Below are 17,691 nucleotides of genomic sequence, written 5' to 3' on the forward strand. Positions count from 1 at the left end.
TTTAACTTTACCGCAATCAAACAGTTCAACAATTAAACAATTAAACGTATTTTCGCAGTATATGATTCAAAGAATACAATCTATTTGGCTTTTACTTGCTGCTTTAGCGGCCGTATCTTTATTATTTGTTCCAATAATTGGCTTGGGAAGTGCTGAGGGATATTTTACCTTGAATGGCGCTGGGTTAAAAAATGAAGCTTTGCCCACCACCAATAATTATCCTTTACTGATTAGCACAATTGCGGCTGCTTTAATTAGCGTAGCCAATATTTTCAATTTCAGGAATAGAAAATTGCAAATGCGATTAATATGGATCAACATCTTACTATTAATTGGCCTAGGGCTATGGATGTTTTTGCTAGGTAAATCTGTAACAGGATTAAAAACACTTGATATTGAAGAAGGGGTATTTGTAATTCCAGTGGCTATTATCTTTCTTTTTTTAGCACTAAGAGGAGTAAACAACGATGAGAAATTGATTCGTTCGGCGGATAGACTACGTTAAAATTCTATTAAAATAGTTACAGAAAACCCTGTAAAGGAGATTTTTACGTACCTTTAGCCATTATTAAAACTAACTTAGTGTATATGAAAAAACTTTTACTCCTTTTTTTACTAATTAGTAGATTTGCTACTGTTGGATACGGGCAAATTTTCACACAGAATTTTAGCAGCTCTACAGTAGTTAGCGATTATGTAGACGCAACAAATGGTTATGTCGCTAATAAGTTCACGGCAATAAGCTCCCTTACAAACTCTCCGTCCAGCGTATCAGGAGGAAGGCTAACTTTCTCAAAAACAGGAAATAGCGCATCTTATCTTTCGCAAATCAAAGACATGGGCGCCACAGTATTAATAGTGTCATTTGATTTTTCAGTATCAGGACAAAGTGCTGCTGGAACTTCTGCGGTTGTTTTTAACGTGGGATCGGCTTTCGGAAACAACAGCTCCGCTTACACAGGCTCAACAGGTGGAAATTCAAGGTTTGCTATCAATTTCGCAGCTACATCAGGAGAATTTACAGTACGCGATATCGTAAACACAACTAATTCAGCAAACACTTACTCAGGCAACCAAACAATTACCTTTGTAGTCAACAACAAAGCTGTTGGTATCTCTTATGATTCTCCTACTGGAAATAAGGAATCACTACCCGCCTATACTTGGGATTTATGGGTAGGCAATACCAGAGAATTTAACGATGTTGCGGTTGAAAACTCTAGCAATGCCTTAAATAACTTTAAAATTTCTGCTCAAAGCAGCGCTCCAAATTGCACTATGTCTTTCGACAACTTTGTGATAAAAGATCAAATGGAGCCTACGGTACTTCCAGTTGCCCTGAACGCATTTAAAGCAAAAGCCAACCTTCAACAGGTGGACTTAACTTGGAACACCGCAGCTGAAACAAACAACGCTCGTTTCGAAATTCTTCGCTCGGCAGATGGCAAAACTTTCAACAAAATAGATGAAGTTAGTGGCGCAGGAACAAGTACCGAGAACCGCAGCTATGCCTACACAGATCAAAACCCACTTCCTGGTGTAAACTATTACAAATTAAAACAGGTGGATTTCGATGGACAATATTCGTTCTCGGAAGTTGAAGCGGTAAAATCAAATGTTGCGGCCAGTAATTTCAAAGTTGCGGCCAACAAACAAAGCGGAACTGTTAAGCTAACGGTTTATGCAGCTAATAACGGTAAAGCAACGTTCAAGATTTACGACTTAAACGGACGCAAGTTAGCTGAACAGGAATTGAACTTAAGCAAAGGTTATTCAAATGTTTCGGTCCCTTTTAATGGCGGCAATGGACTACTTATTGCTTCCTTAACTACACCTACGGAAACCTTGACACAGAAATTTATTCAGTAATTCACCAAGTTTATAATACTTCGGGGTATTTATAGTTAAAGCCAGTTTGTTTTCCAAACTGGCTTTATTTTTTTAAGGAAATGCTACTAATCGAAATTTTACTAGTGGATTTTAACAGCTGTACGCCCAGCTGAAACAATAGGGACTCGCAGTTATTACCGCTGAGCTAGAAAAACGTTAAAACGAGCTACTTTACTGCGTTAAATAGCCCCGATTAAACGGAAAGCTTTTTTGTTGCACAACGGTATTTTATACTTCGTAAGTTTTAAAAACTTAAGAAGTATGACGAATAACTTTCACAAAAAACTTGAAGTGAAAGCGGGACTTTAGATGATAGAAAGTACTAAAAATGCGCTTCTAATGGTGCTACACCTACATTAACCAAAGGCGGGTAAAGCTAACTTTCTTATTTACAATTTATTAAGCAAAAAACTATTTGTTAATTTGTGCAAGAAATACCAATTATTAACTGTACCTTTGCGCCTTAATTTAAAAATGTTATAATGATAAACCCATTTAGTAAATTGGGGATAAGTGATGACGTTGTTAATGCCGTTAAAGAGCTAGGATTCGAAAATCCTACGCCTATTCAGGAGCAAGCCATTCCTGTACTGTTAGAGGGTAGTAACGACTTTGTTGGTTTGGCCCAAACAGGAACAGGAAAAACAGCCGCATTTGGTTTGCCGTTGTTAGAATTAATCGACTTTAAGAGCAATAAGCCACAGGCACTAATTTTGTGTCCTACACGTGAGCTTTGTTTGCAAATTGCAAACGACATCAGGAATTTCTCCAAAAACAAGCCTAATGCTAGCGTAGTAGCCGTTTACGGTGGCGCAAACATTATGCAACAACTACGCGAAATACGCAATGGCGTACAAGTGGTAGTGGCCACGCCCGGCCGTATGTTAGATATTATTGGTCGTAAGGCTATCGACTTTTCTAACGTGAAATATGTTGTTTTGGATGAGGCAGATGAAATGTTGAACATGGGCTTCCAAGAAGACATCAACGACATTCTTTCTACCACACCAGACGAAAAGAAAACTTGGTTATTTTCGGCTACGATGCCACCTGAGGTGCGCCGTATAGCTAAAAATTACATGGAAAACCCTACAGAGTTGACCATGGGCACCAAAAATACAGGTAATGCTAACATTGAACACGAGTACTACGTTGTACGTGCCCGTGATAAATATGCTGCCTTGAAACGTATTGTAGATTACAACCCAGATATTTTTGGCGTAGTTTTCTGTAAAACGAAAATGGATACGCAGGATGTTGCTGAGCATTTGATTAAAGACGGTTACAATGCCGATGCTTTACATGGCGATCTTTCGCAGCAGCAACGTGATAAGGTAATGAAACGTTTCCGTGAGAGAAGCATGCAGTTGCTTATTGCTACTGACGTTGCAGCTCGTGGTATTGACGTAAATGATGTTACCCACGTAATTAATTTTGCTTTACCTGATGAGATTGAGAGTTATACACACAGAAGCGGTCGTACGGCTAGAGCTGGAAAAACTGGTACTTCTATTTGTATCATCAACTCAAAAGAGGTTGGCAAAATTCGTCAGATTGAAAAAATTATTGGCAAAAAATTCACTAAAGCTGAATTGCCTACAGGCTTTGATGTTTGTGAGAAACAATTGTTTGGTTTAATTCACCGTGTACACAATGTGGATGTGAATGAAGAGCAAATTGGCCAATACATTTCACGTATCAATGATGAATTTGCTGATTTGAGCAAAGAAGAAATCATCAAAAAATTCGCTTCTTTGGAGTTTAACCGTTTCTTAGAATATTACCAAAATGCCCCTGATTTAAACATTAGCGCCGATGAGCGTGAGCGTGGTGAGAGAGGTGAGCGTGGCGGCAGAGAACGCGGAGAGCGTGGAGAGCGTGGCGATAGAGGTAGAGGCGCTGAAGCTGGTTATGCTCGTTTGTTTATCAATGTAGGATCAGTTGATGATTTTACCAGAGGTGATTTGTTAAGCTTTGTTTGCAACCACGGCCGCATTAGCGGTAAAGCAGTTGGAAAAATTGATTTAAAAGGTGTCTTCTCTTTCGTTGAAGTAGAAAGCGAAACTGCTGAATCTCTTTTGGCTAACTTCAAGGATGTGCAATACAATGGCCGTGAGGTGAGGATTGAAATGAGCGGTGATGCCCCTCGTAGCAGCAATCGCGGTGGTGACCGTGGAGGTCGTGGTGGATTTGGCGGAGAGCGTAGAGGCGGCGGCGAACGTCGTGGTGGCGGTTACGGCGGTGGAAGAGGCGGAGAACGTTCTGGCAGCGGAAGAAGAGATCGTGGCGAACGTTCAGGCGGAAGTAGCGAAGGCGGCTTCAGAGATTTTTCTGGACGCAGTCGTGATGACCGTGGCGGTAGCGGCAGACGTGAAGGCGGTGATCGTTCTAGACGTAGGTCTTAACATTCAGTTACCATATATAAAACGACAAAGCCCCGAAAATTTCGGGGCTTTGTCGTTTTATTAACTAATCCAAAAAGCACAGATTAAACATCTTTCACAAAATTTAACATTTGCTTTTCCACTAAATCAGCGTAAATATTTATTTTCATAGATATTTATCTATACCATTTACCTAAATCGTATTTCATGAATAATTATTGGCTATTTGAAAATGTAAATTTATTTTCAATCATTTGCCCTCATAAATACAGGGGCTATACTTCAAACCATCCTTTTAATTTTTTTAATAAAAACGAGTTTATTTATTTTCAAGGAGATGTATCAGACACCATCTTTTTGGTAAATAGTGGAAGTGTAAAAATTGGTTTTATAGATAATAAAGGTGAAGAATACATTATTGCATACCTAAAAAAAGGCGACATATTCGGCGAAAACGTTTTACTCAGTGAGATCAATCGCAAGGAATTTGCGCAAGCCGCAGAAAAAAACACCTCTCTTTGTGCGGTCACCACAAAGCAAATTGAAACTATAATACGGGACAATCAATCTTTTAGCACTAGCATCTACAAACTTATTGGATTAAAACTTAAAAAAATCGAACGTCGGTATCAAATCATGCTTTTCAGAGATGCAAAAACTAGAGCCATTGAATTTATTAAAGACCTTAAAGACGATGATAAAAATGCGACCAATTTGTTATCTGGCGAAATATTAATCAACAACCCTTTCTCTCAGCATGAAATAGCGAAACTTATTGGCACTTCTCGCTCAACATTCAATTTAATTTTACACGAACTAGAGAATGAAGGATTTATTATCTATCAAAAAAAACACTTTATACTAAAAAATAGGTTTTTGTTAGAAAGCTAACACTTTTTCATATTTAGGTATTTTACATTCGTATCAATCATTAAGTAACGACTGATTGCTATTGAAACTACCTATTAAAACTAATTACTTAAAATATGAAAACAATTAATCTTTTTCTTTTAATCTGCCTTTGTTTTACAGTGAGCTGTAAAAAAGACGATGCTAACGATAGCACCACCACCGCCTACACATATAAAGGCAATTTTCAGGCTTCTGCACATCCAACTTCTGGAATAGCATTAGTTTCTACAGATAAAACAAAACTTCTATTAGAAAATTTCAAGAGTGATAGCGGCCCGAATTTAAACATATACCTAACTACAAGTTTAAATAGTGTTAAAGCCGATTATATCGATCTTGGAGATATTAAAGGCCTAGATGGAAATTATGATTACAATATAGCATCGTCGACTGATTTCACGAAGTATAAATATGTAGTAGTTTGGTGTGTTGATTTCAATGTAAATTTTGGCTATGCAACGTTAGCACCATAATTATACATTACAACTGGTGTTGTACTACATCAATTTATAGGATAACAACACCAGTTGTAAATTTAACTAAATACGTATTACATTGGCCTAGTTTTGATTTGGCTAGCTTTTAAATAAATTTTAGCTCCTTTTTTATTGATGTAATACTTGCGGTTTTTACCATCAATGTAAACATTGGAACCATCTGGTGCCATTTTACCTTTGTAAGTTTGATCAACTACTTTTGCGCCGCCTTTTACGGCTACCTCTGCGGTTTTATTTCCAACAGCAGTAGCTCCTTTTTCTACAGCCTTACCTGTTTTTTGGATAGCCTTACCTACTTCGGTTTTTTTCTCCTGGGCGCTCACATTAGTAGTGAATAGGGTTACTGCAGCTATAGCAGCTAAACCCAATAAATATGTTCTTTTCATCTTTTTAAATTTTAGTGAAAGAAGAACAAACGACGGTATGATTTAGTTTGATTTGCCCATGCCTTCACTCCAAAACATGCAATGGCGGGTTGTATAATTTACGTTGTGCCTGCCTGCATGACTGATAAAATTGGTTGTAGGCATCTTCCAATTCTTTAGGATGTTGAACACCGCTATAATTCATCAGGTAAACGTTTGCTTTTGGTTTAAAACCAGCTAAAAAATCAAGCAGCACTACAGCAAAAACCACTTGGATCGGCTTTTCCTTTTTCTTCAAAATTCTGTCTAAGCCTTGTTCAAAATGGATACGCTCCAGGTGCAACGAAAAAACTCCTCCCTGCGGAAAAATGCCAAGCATATTTTTAGGGTCGCTTAGCAAAGACGCCGCATAATCTAAAGATTCGACTAATGACCTTGATTTTTTATTAACGGAAAAACAGCCGATGTACTTTAATGCCTTGAAGTTTTTCATTTGTTCTTCCAGCACCATTACTTTAAATGCTTTCTTTAGCACTTTTCTACAAAGAAAATGCATCATTGGACCATCATTAAAACTAAAATGGTTCATTAACACCAGCGTAGCTACGTTATGATCAATACTTGGGGCATTCAAAAAGTTGATTTTGGAAAACTTCGATAAAATGTATTTCTCTGCTCCCAACATTAACCATTGAATAATTTTAATTGGACGATCTTTGATAATCATTTGATTGCTGCAGTTGGGCGGTTAAATATTGATTCATTTTTTCGTTCACAAGTTCATGTCCATCATCGAATAAATGGATATTTGGTAAATGTAGCAATTTGGCAAAGCGCTCCCCTATTTGACTTGGGAATAATTTATCCTTTTTACCGAAGTAAAGATGCACCTCTATGTTGTTTTCATTAATCTGGTTGGCAATTCTACGCCTATCAAAAGAAAGCGTACCATAATAAGTGATGGTATTGTAACAAGTTAAGCGGGTATCAACAGTACCAAATTCAGCCTGTAAAATACGATAGATAGCCGCATCAACATAGTTAAGCTTCAGCAAAAGATTCAGCAAGAAATAAACCGCTTTAGGGCTATAAACTAGTCGGTAAAACAACCTGTTTACCAAAAAATTTGCACCGCCTAATTTCAATAATTTATTAGGCTCTATCCCATCAGGCGCAATTAAATAAGCACTTGCGATTCTTTCTGGCATTTGCTCAATTAAAGCCAGTGCCATGCGGGTGCCTATACTGTATGATAACAACGATACTTTTTCCGTTTCGGGATAGAGCGCCCCTAAAAACTGCTTGATTTGCTTTGTAAAAAAAACAGGCTGTAAACCTTTCCTTACCTTTTTAACATCAAAATCCTGTAGTGTAGTTTCTCCGTGAAAAAATAAATCGAAGCTAATGATTTTGTACTTTTTCCCAAGAGATGCTTCTAATACTTTAAACTGTGTGCCTTTCATGCCAAACCCGTGAAATGCAAGTAGTAAAGCAGTGCCGCTACCATACTCATGGTAACTTAGGCTGCAAGAAGAATCCACTTGAAATACGGGCATGTTGCTAACTCAACTTCTCGGTTAATAATTTCATTTCAACATGCGGCGATTGGCGTTCATATAAAATTCGATAAACTGCTTCGCAAATTGGCATATCTACCCCATATTTTTCATTAATGAGATGCATAGAATTAGCTGCGTAATATCCCTCGGCAATCATATTCATTTCAAGTTGTGCCGATTTTACCGTGTAGCCTTTTCCAATCATGTTGCCGAAGGTGCGGTTTCTACTAAATTGGGAGTAAGCGGTAACCATTAAATCGCCCAAGTAAGCCGATTCGTTAATATCACGTGCTATTGGATGCACTACATCTACAAAGCTTTTGATTTCCCTAATAGCATTTGAAATAAGTACCGCTTGGAAGTTATCGCCATAACCTACACCATGGCAAATACCACTGGCAACGGCGTAAATATTTTTCAGCACGGCAGCATATTCAGTCCCAAAAATATCATCAGAAATATTGGTTTTGATATATCTTGTGCGCAGCAACTGCGAAAAGCGATCAGCGTTGTTTACATTGGTACAAGCAATGGTTAAATACGATAGTTTTTCTAAGGCCACTTCTTCAGCATGGCAGGGCCCGCTAATCACTAAAATATCCTCATAAGGTAGGTGGTATTTTTGATGTAGAAAATCGCCTATAATTAAGTTGTCTTCAGGTACAATGCCCTTAATAGCCGATACTACTTTTTTTCCTTTTAGCTGCTCAGGACTGATGTTTCTCAAACTATCTCCCAAGAAAGCAGCCGGTACATTTAGAATGATAAAATCCGCTTCAGCAATGATTTGAGCAATATCCGAAGATACGTTTTCGGGCTTTAATTTAATTTCAACAGCACTTAGGTAACTTGGATTGTGTTTATAGTTTCTAATGTGGTCAATCGCTTCCTCATTACGCATCCACCAAAAAACTTCTTTTTCAGTTTCGTTATCAGAAAGCATTTTGATGATAGCTGTTGCCCAACTTCCTCCGCCAATCATGGCTATCTTTGCACTCATAATTTTTTTTTATTTAGGCTATTTTATCTTCAACTAAAATTAAAAATAAAAGGTTTAAAGAAATACACGGGGCATTTCCTTAAACCTTCGCAAAAATAATTAAATATTATGATTTGTAACTGCTACTTTTTGTTTGTAGCGTTAAACAATTTATCCTTAGTTGTTTGTTCCACTTTCAAATCATCTTTTAGTTTAGTTTGAATAGCTGTGTAAGGGCCAGTTACAATTTGCTGACCAGCTTTTAAACCAGTTTTAACAATGATGTATTGATCGTTTTGTATTCCAGTAGTGATTTCAGCTTTTTTAACTGTTGAAGCTTTGGCATCAAACAAATAGATGTACTGCCTGATTTTTTTATCGCTCAATTTGGTCTTTTGTTTTTCAGTATCAGGAGCTTCGCCATTTTTCTCGCTATCCGATTTATTTTCTGTAAACACAGCCTGAATAGGAACGGATAAGCCTTTCACGGTTTCGCTTTCAATATCTACAGTAGCCGATAGACCCGGACGAAAAGGTGATGGTAAATCCTTTGCGCCACCTTTAACACTGCTGTAAGATTGAGACAATAACCTCACCTTTACCGAGAAATTAGTAACCTGATCTACAGAGGCGGTAGCCGCAGCACCAACATTTGTTGCCGAGCTAGCAATTTCGGTGACTACACCCCTAAATTTTTTGCCAGCAAAAGCATCAACTTCTACAGTGGCGCTATCGCCCAAGCTTACGCGGTTGATATCATTTTCATTTACATCAACATTTACCTCCATATTGCTCAAGTTAGAGATTCGCATAATTTCGGTTCCAGCCATTTGTGAAGTTCCCAAAATACGATCGCCAAGCTCAATAGAAAGTTTAGAAACCACCCCATCCACAGGAGCGTAAATTGTTGTTCTTGCTAAATTGGCACCTGCCTCTTTCACGTTAGCAGCTGATTGCTCTAAGCCAAACTTAGCGCCGGTTACATTTTCTTTAGCACTTTGAAGTGTTGATTTTGCAGTTAAGTAAGCTGCTTTTGCATTATCAAACTCAGCCGCCGAAATCACTTTTTTATTGTATAGCTCCACATTTCTTTTGTACGTGGCTTCCGCATTTGCAAAATTAGCTTGTGATTGTACCAAGGATTGCTGTGAAGCGGCTACACTTGCTTTTTGCGAATTGTAAGACGCTACAGCACGCTCATAACCCGATTGCAAAATATCCGGACGTACTTTACATAGCAACTGACCTTTTTTTACCATATCACCCTCTTTCACCAAAAGTTCAGTTACCTCACCCGAAACCTCCGAGCTTAATTTAACCTCAGTTTCAGGCTGAATTTTACCACTTGCTGTTACGGTTTCGGTTACTGTTTTTTCGCCTACTTTTTCTACGGTTACCTGTACGGGTTTTTCTTTACCTATTACCCCAGCAAGTTTTAAGATGATGAGCAATCCTAAAATTACTCCTACGCCTATTAAAATGTGTTTTAACTTCATAATTTATTTAATATGCCTGTTGGCGATGTTGTTTAAAATGCTATTTGCTTCCCTAAATAGTAATCAATTACTTTTGACTTGAATAATAAATCATATTTGGCCTGTATCATATCTATTTCAGCCCTGTTTTTGTTTGTTAAAGCCGTACTATATTCTACAGAGTTAGCCAAGCCCACGTTGTAGCGCTGTTCAATTACGTAAAAAGCATCTTTTTGTGCTGCAAAGGCGTTAGTGGTTGATTCAAATTTGCTTTCCGCAGCTCTCAAATCGGCTACTGCCTGGTAAATTACCTTATTTAAGTTTACCCTCGAAAGCTGCTCTTGCACTTGCGTATTCTGGTAATTGATTTTAGCTCGGCGTACGTTAGACCTTGAAGTAAAGCCATTAAAAATTGGAATTGATAGGTTAACGCCAATAAACTGATTAAAGTTATCTTGAATTTGCGATCCAAATTTTTGATTAGCTAACGTAGTAATGAAATCAGGGACAAGTACTCTTTCATTTCCCGTTTCTGTTCTACCAATCTCTCTAAATCCGTTTGGCACAACGGCTACCACACTTTGACGGCCACTTGAATAATTGGTCCCCATGCCGCCACCAAAACTCAACCTTGGATAATAAGTACCTTTGGCCACGTCTACCCCTTTTTGAGCAGCCTGCGATCTTAGTCCAGCTAATTTGATATCTGGAAAAATACTCATCGCAGTGTTAACCACCTCTTCAGGACTTGCGTCGTTTTTTGGCAACATCTTAGGGTCAATCACAGGAACTTGAATTTCGAACTGATTATTTGCTGGCATCTCCATTAACTGATTTAAAGTCAAATAAGCAATTGCCAAATTATTTTTCGCATTTGTTACTTCCAATTCCGAGCTAGCTACCTGCGATTTGGCTTGCGATACATCGGCCAGTGTTTTGTTACCTACATCAAGCAATTGCTGTTGTTGGTTCAGTTGCTGCTTGGCAACTTCCAATTGTCCTTGTGCAGCCTTCAACAAATCTTTACTAAATAAAATCTGCATGTAGGACGTAACCACCTGCAAAATCAAATCGTTCTTAATTTTCTCAACGCTAGCTTTATCAGCATCTAACAGCAATTTATTTTGCTTAATTTGATTAATTTTTTGTCTACCAGAAAACACATCTACACTGGCAGAAAGGTTGCCACTAGCAGAGTTAAACTGTTGACTGATGTACTGGTTGGTTGAGGGGTCAATGCTACGGCCAAAATTCCGATTGCCGCTTGCACTAGCATTAACGTTTGGTAACAGTGCGTATTTCGATTGCGAATAGTTCTCATCGCTTAATGCCACACTAAGTTGCGCTTGCTTCACCTGCAGATTGTTTTGCAAGGTCCTATCAATGGCTTGCTGTAGCGTAAGCACTTCTTGCGCAGTGGTCACCTGCGACAAGGCTAACAGCAAACCACAACTTAAGCTTTTCAATAACAGTTTCCTCATTTACGTTTTATAGGTTTATTTGGCAATAAAGTAGCCAATAGTTTGTTTTGGCCATCATTACTGGCGCAATATCAATTTTTCAAATCGCCTTACAAATGTTACTTTTACCAAATGTACACTGTTAGGCCACCTTTTTTTCTCAAATGGATTTATCCCAAATTGTTATGGAATAAAGCTAACACTGAAAAAATTGTGTATTTAACCTTTGACGACGGTCCCATCCCTAATGTTACAGAATTCGTTTTAAATACCCTAAAAAACTTTCAAATTAAGGCTACCTTTTTTTGCATTGGCGATAACATACAAAAGCATCCAGAGATTTTCGAACTTATAAAAAAAGCGGGTCACGCTGTAGGCAACCACACCTTTAATCACCTAAAAGGATGGGATACAAACGATGAAACTTACATTGCAAATTTTTGGAAATGCCAAGCGCTTACAAACACTAATTTGTTTAGGCCGCCATATGGCAGAATTAAGAAAAGTCAGATCCGAGAATTAGCTAAAAGTTGGCAATTGATGGCAAACGACAAAGTAAAACCTGAGCATAGCCAACAACAAATTGTAATGTGGGACGTTTTAAGTGGCGATTTTGATGCTGGTATTTCAGGAGAACAATGCTATCAGAACGTGATTAGAAACACCCGCAATGGCTCAATCATTGTATTTCATGATAGCCTAAAAGCTTGGGACAGGTTGGAATATGCACTTCCGAAAACCATTGCTTTTTTAAAAGAAAAAGGTTTCCGATTTGAAGTGCTTTAACCTATTTTATCACATCACTTGCAGATGTTTTTCTGATAAAGATTAAGGCGTTAAAATCTTCCGCGATGGTAGTTGGCAACGCAAAAGGGGCTTTCCAATTTACCATGATATTTGTGATTTTTCGAGTCTGGCTAACAAATGGGTTCCCCTTGCTAAAATGGACATAGAAATTTGGATGTTTTACCTGGTTAAAGATTGAAGTAAAACTATCTTTATCAACCGGAGGTAGCGTTTTTATGTCAAACGTATACCCATTTTCGTTGCTCCAATTCATCGTATGCACATCACCTTCGTAAGTAGCAAAAGCAATATTAAAAAACTTGTCAGTGTAAGTTTGACTCAAATAATCACCCATAGCACTAATTTCTGGCATGGTTTTGTTCCTGACAGTATGGATATTATGAGCCCACAAAATTATCTTCGCATTGGTTGCATCTTTAACTTTTACTACCTCCTCACACATCAGTTGGTCTCGGGTAAAAGGATCATAAAAGCCTTCTTTATGGAAACCGAAAACCGCAACTTTATGATTAGGATTTTTTATGTTATAGGATCTTAACCATTGGAAGAGTTCGGCAAATTCTTGAGTCTTATAAGCCATAAGGTTCTCCATCGCCTTTGGCAAGTCTTGGCTTCTATCTGAAGAGATATAATCATTAATTTTTTGGATCTCGGTGTCCATATGCTCAAAGCCTATTTGAGTATAGCCATCGTTGCTAATCAAATATTTTATGATTTCATTTTTCTCCAGAAAAAACTCCTTTGTCCCGTGACTGGCTTCGCCCAGCATCAAAACCTCTACCCCCTTTAAGTCTGTTTTTAGTTCTTTTGATAACTTTTTAAGCTAATTGAATTTTCGTTCAACCATGCTAATTCTGTTTGCTGGGCACAACAAATGCTAGTTATTAATATAAGCTTGAGAAAGCAGAGTATTTTTATCATATAAGTTTGATCATTGTAATGAGATACTTTAACTATATGTAATGTATCTCAACAAAAAATGAAATTAAATTAAAACGGATGGATGTTGAGCTATTTAACGATTTGCTCTCATTTAGTTTCGTTTTCCTTTAAATACCCTTGATAAGTAATTGATTGTTTGTTATTGCTGTTCAATGATAAGGTTACGTATCCTTCATCGCCAATGTTAAAAGCTAATCGGTAATATTCTTTAGCATCCTTAGTTTGAACCAAGATATCCCAGCCACGTTTTTTGCCTTTTTTGCTAGTGTAAGTAAATTCTTTTGAATTAAATTTTACTCCACCTTCATTTTGGTTAATGGGCGCAGAAAATGAACGGCCGTAATATGGCAAAAACGCCACTACACTATCTGGCGTAACCCTAACCTCATAATAAGATTCATTTAAATTGATGGATCCGCCCTGCATAGCACCTGGCATCTTCCCTAAAACCGAATTGATATCTTGAACATTTAATGGCGTTGCCGTTCTAGCAACAAAAGTGTAGGATTTAGCTGCTACAATTTTTGCGGTAGTAGCTTTATCGGTTTGTGCGTTGGCGTTAAAAGAAATGAAAACAACCGCTGCAAAAGCGTACAATATTTTAAATTGATTCATCATTTGAAATTTTAAATTTATTTGTAGCTATGATGTTAAAAACGGTCGAAATCCATAAATGTTTCTTGGATTCCTCAAAATCAGTGTAATGCTGAGCTTACCGAAGTCTTTTCTACGATTTGCAGAAACCTTTCGACAAGCTCAACGTGACACTTATTATTGGAAATAATTTAGCTTATCTCCAGTTTTTGTATTGGTTAATCAATCCATTAGTTGATGCGTCATGAGAAGTTACCGGAGAAGCATCTTTAAGTTCAGGCTGGATTTTTTGAGCTAATTGTTTACCTAGCTCTACCCCCCACTGATCGAAACTAAAAATATTCCAGATGATCCCCTGTACGAAAATCTTGTGTTCGTAAATGGCAATTAAGCTACCCAAACTGTAAGGTGTAACTTTCTTCAACAAAATAGAATTGGTTGGACGGTTGCCTTCAAAAATTTTAAAAGGTGCCAATTTCGAAATTTGCTCGTGGGTTTTACCAGCTTTACTCAATTCCGCTACCACCTCTTCTTCATCTTTGCCGTTCATTAAGGCTTCCGTTTGTGCAAAAAAGTTAGAGAGTAAAATAGGGTGATGCTCGCCAATTGGATTTAAACTTTGCGCAGGAGCGATAAAATCAGACGGGATAAGTTTAGTGCCCTGATGAATCAACTGGTAAAAAGCGTGCTGCCCATTGGTGCCTGGCTCGCCCCAAATTACCGGACCTGTTTCATACATTACAACCTCGCCATTTCTATCAACATATTTCCCGTTACTTTCCATATCACCTTGTTGAAAATATGCCGCAAAGCGATGTAAATATTGATCATAAGGTAAAATAGCTTGTGTTTCGGCACCAAAGAAATTAATGTACCAAACGCCTAAAAGCGCTAAAATAACAGGCACATTTTGTTCGAACGAAGTTTCAGCAAAATGCTTGTCCGTAGCGTGTGCGCCAGCTAATAACTGTTTGAAATTATCAAAACCAATGCCTAGTGAGATAGATAATCCTATAGCGCTCCATAACGAATAACGACCGCCAACCCAATCCCAAAACTCAAACATGTTTTCGGTATCAATACCAAAGGCGGCAACATCTTTAGCATTGGTAGAAAGTGCGGCAAAATGTTTGGCGATATCTGCCTCGCTTGCGCCTTTACTTAAAAACCAATCCCTGGCCGTATTGGCGTTACTCATTGTCTCCTGTGTAGTGAAAGTTTTTGAAGCCACTAAAAACAAGGTAGTTTCAGGGTTTACGGCCTTTAAAGTTTCGGCAATGTGTGTACCATCCACATTAGAAACAAAATGCAAGTTCAGTCGGGTTTTGTAGTGCTTTAAAGCCTCGGTAACCATTACTGGGCCTAAATCAGACCCGCCAATGCCAATGTTTACCACATCAGTAATTTCCTTACCTGTATATCCTTTCCACTCTCCAGAGATGATTGCATTACTAAATTTCTCCATTTTTGCAAGCACAGCATTTACCTCGGGCATTACATCCTTACCATCAGCAAAAATTGGCGTATTACTTTGGTTGCGCAAAGCGATATGTAATACTTCCCTTCCTTCCGTTTCGTTGATTTTCTCGCCACTGAACATGGCTTTAATTGCTTCATCCAACTTACACTCTTTAGCCAACTGCACCAAAAGTGCCATAGTTTCATCGGTGATTCTGTTTTTTGAATAATCTACTAGGATATCTTCAAACAAAATAGAGAATTTATTGAAACGCTCCGGATCTTCCGCAAAAAGCGATTTCATGTCGGTTTGATTGATATCGATATAATGATCGGCTAAATATTGATAGGCCTTGGTAGTAGTAAAATTGATTTTTGGCAACATAAGATGATATTTTTAGTATGTGGTAAAAATACAAATTAAAAATCCACAGACGCACAGATATGGATTTTTTAGCATAATAGCTGAGAGCAGAAAATCAATTGTGCATCTGTGGCTAAAATAAACTATCTTGTATCAACCTAACTAATTAACATGAAGAAGCTTCTATTACTAAGCACCGTTTTGCCATTATTTGCAACAGCCCAAAGCAACCTAAAATCCGATGCAGCCAAACGGACAGCAACTATTACCCAAAAAGTTATCGACTGGCGTAGAGATTTCCATCAAAACCCCGAGCTTGGAAACAGCGAAAACAGAACTGCTGAAATTGTTGCCAAGCACCTGCAGGCTTTAGGCTTGGAAGTAAAAACGAAAGTTGCTAAAACTGGTGTGGTAGGTATTTTAAAAGGCGCTAAACCTGGGCCAGTGGTAGCTTTACGAGCAGATATGGACGCCTTACCCGTTACAGAACGTGGAAACTTGCCTTTTGCTTCTAAAGTGAAAGCGGTGTACAATAGCCAGCAGGTGGGTGTAATGCATGCTTGCGGGCATGATTCGCATGTAGCCATTTTGATGGGCGTTGCTGAAGTGCTTGCGGGCATGAAGAAAGATTTGGCAGGTACTGTGAAATTTATTTTTCAGCCTGCGGAAGAAGGTGCACCGGTTGGTGAGGAAGGTGGAGCCGAGCTAATGGTGAAAGAAGGTGTATTGGAAAACCCTAAAGTAGATGTGATTTTTGGGCTTCACATTAACTCACAAACGCCGGTAGGACAACTAACCTACAAACCTGGCGGCACAATGGCTGGCGTTAACGACATGAAAATTACGGTAATGGGAAGGCAGGCGCATGGTGCTTATCCTTGGAGCAGTATTGATCCGGTTGTGGTGTCGGCACAAATTATAAATAACCTACAAACTATTGTAAGTAGGAACCTGAATTTGACTGAAAATCCCGGCGTAGTAACAATAGGTAGCATACAAGGCGGCGTAAGATCAAACATTATTCCAGAGAAGGTGGAGATGCTTGGCACCGTAAGAACTTTTACCAATGAAGATGAGGCGATGTTTATTGACCGAATTAAAACGATTGCCACTAAAACTGCCGAAGCTGCAGGTGCTACTGCTGAAGTGAAAATTCCATACAGTGCACATTACCCGGTTACGTTTAACGATATTGCTTTAACAGAAAAAATGCTGCCCACGCTACAATTTACCGCAGGTGCAGATAACGTGAAATTAAAACCACCGGTAACAGGCGCAGAAGATTTTTCCTTCTATCAGGAGAAGGTTCCCGGGCTGTTCTTCTTTTTGGGCGCTATGCCTAAGGGACAAGATCCGCTGAAAGCACCATCGCACCATACACCGGATTTTTTTATTGATGAAAGTAGTTTTAATTTGGGGGTAAAAGCCTTGTGTAATTTAACGCTGGATTATATGGGAATGAAGAGGCAATAGTCTAATCATTTTAGAAGAACTAACGAGATCAATCTATATCTAGGTGACTTATACATTATTATGTAAACGATGTATCAGAGAAGAAAACTCATCATTAAGTTCATTTATTTTAAGTTGTTTATAAAAATTCTCTAATTCGACATGCCCTTGTGAAGTTTCGTGATTTAAATAAATCTTGTTGATGTTTTCAGCGATATCGTCATTAACAAAAAAATTTTTTTGGGTATAAATCAAACGAAGACTGGCTTCTAAAGATTTTAATTCCGTTGCGGTCAGGGCAGTAAGGTACATTTCCCAACATTTAAAAATGTCTTCTATATCATACTTTAATGAAGTTTTCTTTCTTGCAATACCCTCAATGGGAGTAGCTACAACATTTATAAAGTCCTTTATTGCAATATCTGGATTTACCCATTTTTCACTTGTTTTCTTGGCGAAAAAATCTGGAACATAGGCAAATAATATCAAACCTAAAATTAAAAGTAATATCCAATACATAATGTCTTATTTCATCACATTCGTCGATTAGCAA

17 protein-coding genes are annotated in these 17,691 nt (G+C 38.1%); 7 read left to right on the plus strand and 10 right to left on the minus strand.

What is annotated here, in order from left to right; all coding sequences use genetic code 11:
• The first annotated feature begins 61 nt into the window (after nucleotides 1-61).
• The 5 genes from DUT68_RS06275 to DUT68_RS06295 all read left to right on the plus strand — a co-directional run bounded on the left by DUT68_RS06275 (nucleotide 62) and on the right by DUT68_RS06295 (nucleotide 5,659).
• Nucleotides 62-505: a DUF4293 domain-containing protein gene (locus DUT68_RS06275; protein ID WP_113636739.1), complete on the plus strand. Its 444-nt coding sequence runs from the start codon at nucleotides 62-64 to the stop codon at nucleotides 503-505.
• Between the two features lie 83 nt (nucleotides 506-588).
• Entirely contained in the window at nucleotides 589-1,869 is a 1,281-nt protein-coding gene (locus tag DUT68_RS06280; RefSeq protein WP_113636741.1) for a T9SS type A sorting domain-containing protein, read from the plus strand.
• 503 nt (nucleotides 1,870-2,372) lie between these two features.
• Nucleotides 2,373-4,295: a DEAD/DEAH box helicase gene (locus DUT68_RS06285; RefSeq protein ID WP_198659543.1), complete on the plus strand. Its 1,923-nt coding sequence runs from the start codon at nucleotides 2,373-2,375 to the stop codon at nucleotides 4,293-4,295.
• Nucleotides 4,296-4,481: 186 nt separating this feature from the next.
• Complete coding sequence (locus DUT68_RS06290; RefSeq protein WP_113636743.1) at nucleotides 4,482-5,165, plus strand: Crp/Fnr family transcriptional regulator; 684 nt, start codon at nucleotides 4,482-4,484, stop codon at nucleotides 5,163-5,165.
• A 95-nt stretch (nucleotides 5,166-5,260) separates the two neighbouring features.
• Entirely contained in the window at nucleotides 5,261-5,659 is a 399-nt protein-coding gene (locus DUT68_RS06295) for a DM13 domain-containing protein (protein ID WP_113636744.1), read from the plus strand.
• 77 nt (nucleotides 5,660-5,736) lie between these two features.
• Here the strand turns inward: DUT68_RS06295 and DUT68_RS06300 are convergent, their stop codons facing one another.
• The 6 genes from DUT68_RS06300 to DUT68_RS06325 all read right to left on the minus strand — a co-directional run bounded on the left by DUT68_RS06300 (nucleotide 5,737) and on the right by DUT68_RS06325 (nucleotide 11,542).
• Nucleotides 5,737-6,069, minus strand: a complete 333-nt coding sequence (locus DUT68_RS06300) for a hypothetical protein (protein WP_113636746.1) — start codon at nucleotides 6,067-6,069, stop codon at nucleotides 5,737-5,739.
• 64 nt (nucleotides 6,070-6,133) lie between these two features.
• Complete coding sequence (locus DUT68_RS06305; protein WP_113636747.1) at nucleotides 6,134-6,775, minus strand: 1-acyl-sn-glycerol-3-phosphate acyltransferase; 642 nt, start codon at nucleotides 6,773-6,775, stop codon at nucleotides 6,134-6,136.
• Complete coding sequence (locus DUT68_RS06310; RefSeq protein ID WP_113636749.1) at nucleotides 6,750-7,604, minus strand: alpha/beta fold hydrolase; 855 nt, start codon at nucleotides 7,602-7,604, stop codon at nucleotides 6,750-6,752. The genes DUT68_RS06305 and DUT68_RS06310 overlap by 26 nt, the downstream gene beginning before the upstream one ends.
• A gap of 4 nt (nucleotides 7,605-7,608) precedes the next feature.
• On the minus strand, nucleotides 7,609-8,607 hold the full coding sequence (locus tag DUT68_RS06315; protein ID WP_198659544.1) for an NAD(P)H-dependent glycerol-3-phosphate dehydrogenase: 999 nt from the start codon (nucleotides 8,605-8,607) through the stop codon (nucleotides 7,609-7,611).
• A gap of 122 nt (nucleotides 8,608-8,729) precedes the next feature.
• Nucleotides 8,730-10,082 (minus strand): efflux RND transporter periplasmic adaptor subunit, encoded by a 1,353-nt coding sequence (locus tag DUT68_RS06320; RefSeq protein ID WP_113636752.1) that lies wholly within the window; start codon nucleotides 10,080-10,082, stop codon nucleotides 8,730-8,732.
• A gap of 32 nt (nucleotides 10,083-10,114) precedes the next feature.
• Nucleotides 10,115-11,542 carry a TolC family protein gene (locus DUT68_RS06325; protein ID WP_113636754.1) on the minus strand — a complete coding sequence of 476 codons (1,428 nt, stop codon included), beginning with the start codon at nucleotides 11,540-11,542 and terminating at the stop codon, nucleotides 10,115-10,117.
• Between the two features lie 111 nt (nucleotides 11,543-11,653).
• On the opposite strand from DUT68_RS06325, the gene DUT68_RS06330 reads away from it, so the two are divergent.
• Nucleotides 11,654-12,307 (plus strand): polysaccharide deacetylase family protein, encoded by a 654-nt coding sequence (locus DUT68_RS06330; protein WP_113637053.1) that lies wholly within the window; start codon nucleotides 11,654-11,656, stop codon nucleotides 12,305-12,307.
• A 1-nt stretch (nucleotide 12,308) separates the two neighbouring features.
• Here DUT68_RS06330 and DUT68_RS06335 read toward each other — a convergent pair whose 3' ends face one another.
• The 3 genes from DUT68_RS06335 to pgi all read right to left on the minus strand — a co-directional run bounded on the left by DUT68_RS06335 (nucleotide 12,309) and on the right by pgi (nucleotide 15,707).
• Nucleotides 12,309-13,097 (minus strand): erythromycin esterase family protein, encoded by a 789-nt coding sequence (locus DUT68_RS06335; RefSeq protein ID WP_113636756.1) that lies wholly within the window; start codon nucleotides 13,095-13,097, stop codon nucleotides 12,309-12,311.
• Between the two features lie 260 nt (nucleotides 13,098-13,357).
• Nucleotides 13,358-13,888: a DUF4251 domain-containing protein gene (locus DUT68_RS06340; RefSeq protein ID WP_113636758.1), complete on the minus strand. Its 531-nt coding sequence runs from the start codon at nucleotides 13,886-13,888 to the stop codon at nucleotides 13,358-13,360.
• A gap of 172 nt (nucleotides 13,889-14,060) precedes the next feature.
• Complete coding sequence (gene pgi, locus DUT68_RS06345) at nucleotides 14,061-15,707, minus strand: glucose-6-phosphate isomerase (RefSeq protein ID WP_113636759.1); 1,647 nt, start codon at nucleotides 15,705-15,707, stop codon at nucleotides 14,061-14,063.
• Between the two features lie 150 nt (nucleotides 15,708-15,857).
• Here pgi and DUT68_RS06350 point away from each other — a divergent pair, with 150 nt between their 5' ends.
• The gene (locus tag DUT68_RS06350) at nucleotides 15,858-17,159 is read left to right on the plus strand and encodes an amidohydrolase (protein ID WP_113636761.1); all 1,302 of its coding nucleotides are present in this window, start codon (nucleotides 15,858-15,860) and stop codon (nucleotides 17,157-17,159) included.
• 48 nt (nucleotides 17,160-17,207) lie between these two features.
• On the opposite strand, the gene DUT68_RS06355 is transcribed toward DUT68_RS06350, so the two are convergent.
• The gene (locus DUT68_RS06355; RefSeq protein ID WP_113636762.1) at nucleotides 17,208-17,657 is read right to left on the minus strand and encodes a hypothetical protein; all 450 of its coding nucleotides are present in this window, start codon (nucleotides 17,655-17,657) and stop codon (nucleotides 17,208-17,210) included.
• Between the last annotated feature and the right edge of the window lie 34 nt (nucleotides 17,658-17,691).

Source organism: Pedobacter zeaxanthinifaciens (assembly GCF_003313335.1).
Taxonomy (GTDB): domain Bacteria; phylum Bacteroidota; class Bacteroidia; order Sphingobacteriales; family Sphingobacteriaceae; genus Pedobacter; species Pedobacter zeaxanthinifaciens.

Bases quoted from the DNA above. Each gene is read 5' to 3' on its own strand.
- DUT68_RS06275 (WP_113636739.1), top strand. From the start codon at position 62: ATGATTCAAAGAATACAATCTATTTGGCTTTTACTTGCTGCTTTAGCG.
- DUT68_RS06280 (WP_113636741.1), top strand. From the start codon at position 589: ATGAAAAAACTTTTACTCCTTTTTTTACTAATTAGTAGATTTGCTACT.
- DUT68_RS06285 (WP_198659543.1), top strand. From the start codon at position 2,373: ATGATAAACCCATTTAGTAAATTGGGGATAAGTGATGACGTTGTTAAT.
- DUT68_RS06290 (WP_113636743.1), top strand. From the start codon at position 4,482: ATGAATAATTATTGGCTATTTGAAAATGTAAATTTATTTTCAATCATT.
- DUT68_RS06295 (WP_113636744.1), top strand. From the start codon at position 5,261: ATGAAAACAATTAATCTTTTTCTTTTAATCTGCCTTTGTTTTACAGTG.
- DUT68_RS06300 (WP_113636746.1), bottom strand. From the start codon at position 6,069: ATGAAAAGAACATATTTATTGGGTTTAGCTGCTATAGCTGCAGTAACC.
- DUT68_RS06305 (WP_113636747.1), bottom strand. From the start codon at position 6,775: ATGATTATCAAAGATCGTCCAATTAAAATTATTCAATGGTTAATGTTG.
- DUT68_RS06310 (WP_113636749.1), bottom strand. From the start codon at position 7,604: ATGCCCGTATTTCAAGTGGATTCTTCTTGCAGCCTAAGTTACCATGAG.
- DUT68_RS06315 (WP_198659544.1), bottom strand. From the start codon at position 8,607: ATGAGTGCAAAGATAGCCATGATTGGCGGAGGAAGTTGGGCAACAGCT.
- DUT68_RS06320 (WP_113636752.1), bottom strand. From the start codon at position 10,082: ATGAAGTTAAAACACATTTTAATAGGCGTAGGAGTAATTTTAGGATTG.
- DUT68_RS06325 (WP_113636754.1), bottom strand. From the start codon at position 11,542: ATGAGGAAACTGTTATTGAAAAGCTTAAGTTGTGGTTTGCTGTTAGCC.
- DUT68_RS06330 (WP_113637053.1), top strand. From the start codon at position 11,654: ATGTACACTGTTAGGCCACCTTTTTTTCTCAAATGGATTTATCCCAAA.
- DUT68_RS06335 (WP_113636756.1), bottom strand. From the start codon at position 13,097: ATGCTGGGCGAAGCCAGTCACGGGACAAAGGAGTTTTTTCTGGAGAAA.
- DUT68_RS06340 (WP_113636758.1), bottom strand. From the start codon at position 13,888: ATGATGAATCAATTTAAAATATTGTACGCTTTTGCAGCGGTTGTTTTC.
- pgi (WP_113636759.1), bottom strand. From the start codon at position 15,707: ATGTTGCCAAAAATCAATTTTACTACTACCAAGGCCTATCAATATTTA.
- DUT68_RS06350 (WP_113636761.1), top strand. From the start codon at position 15,858: ATGAAGAAGCTTCTATTACTAAGCACCGTTTTGCCATTATTTGCAACA.
- DUT68_RS06355 (WP_113636762.1), bottom strand. From the start codon at position 17,657: ATGTATTGGATATTACTTTTAATTTTAGGTTTGATATTATTTGCCTAT.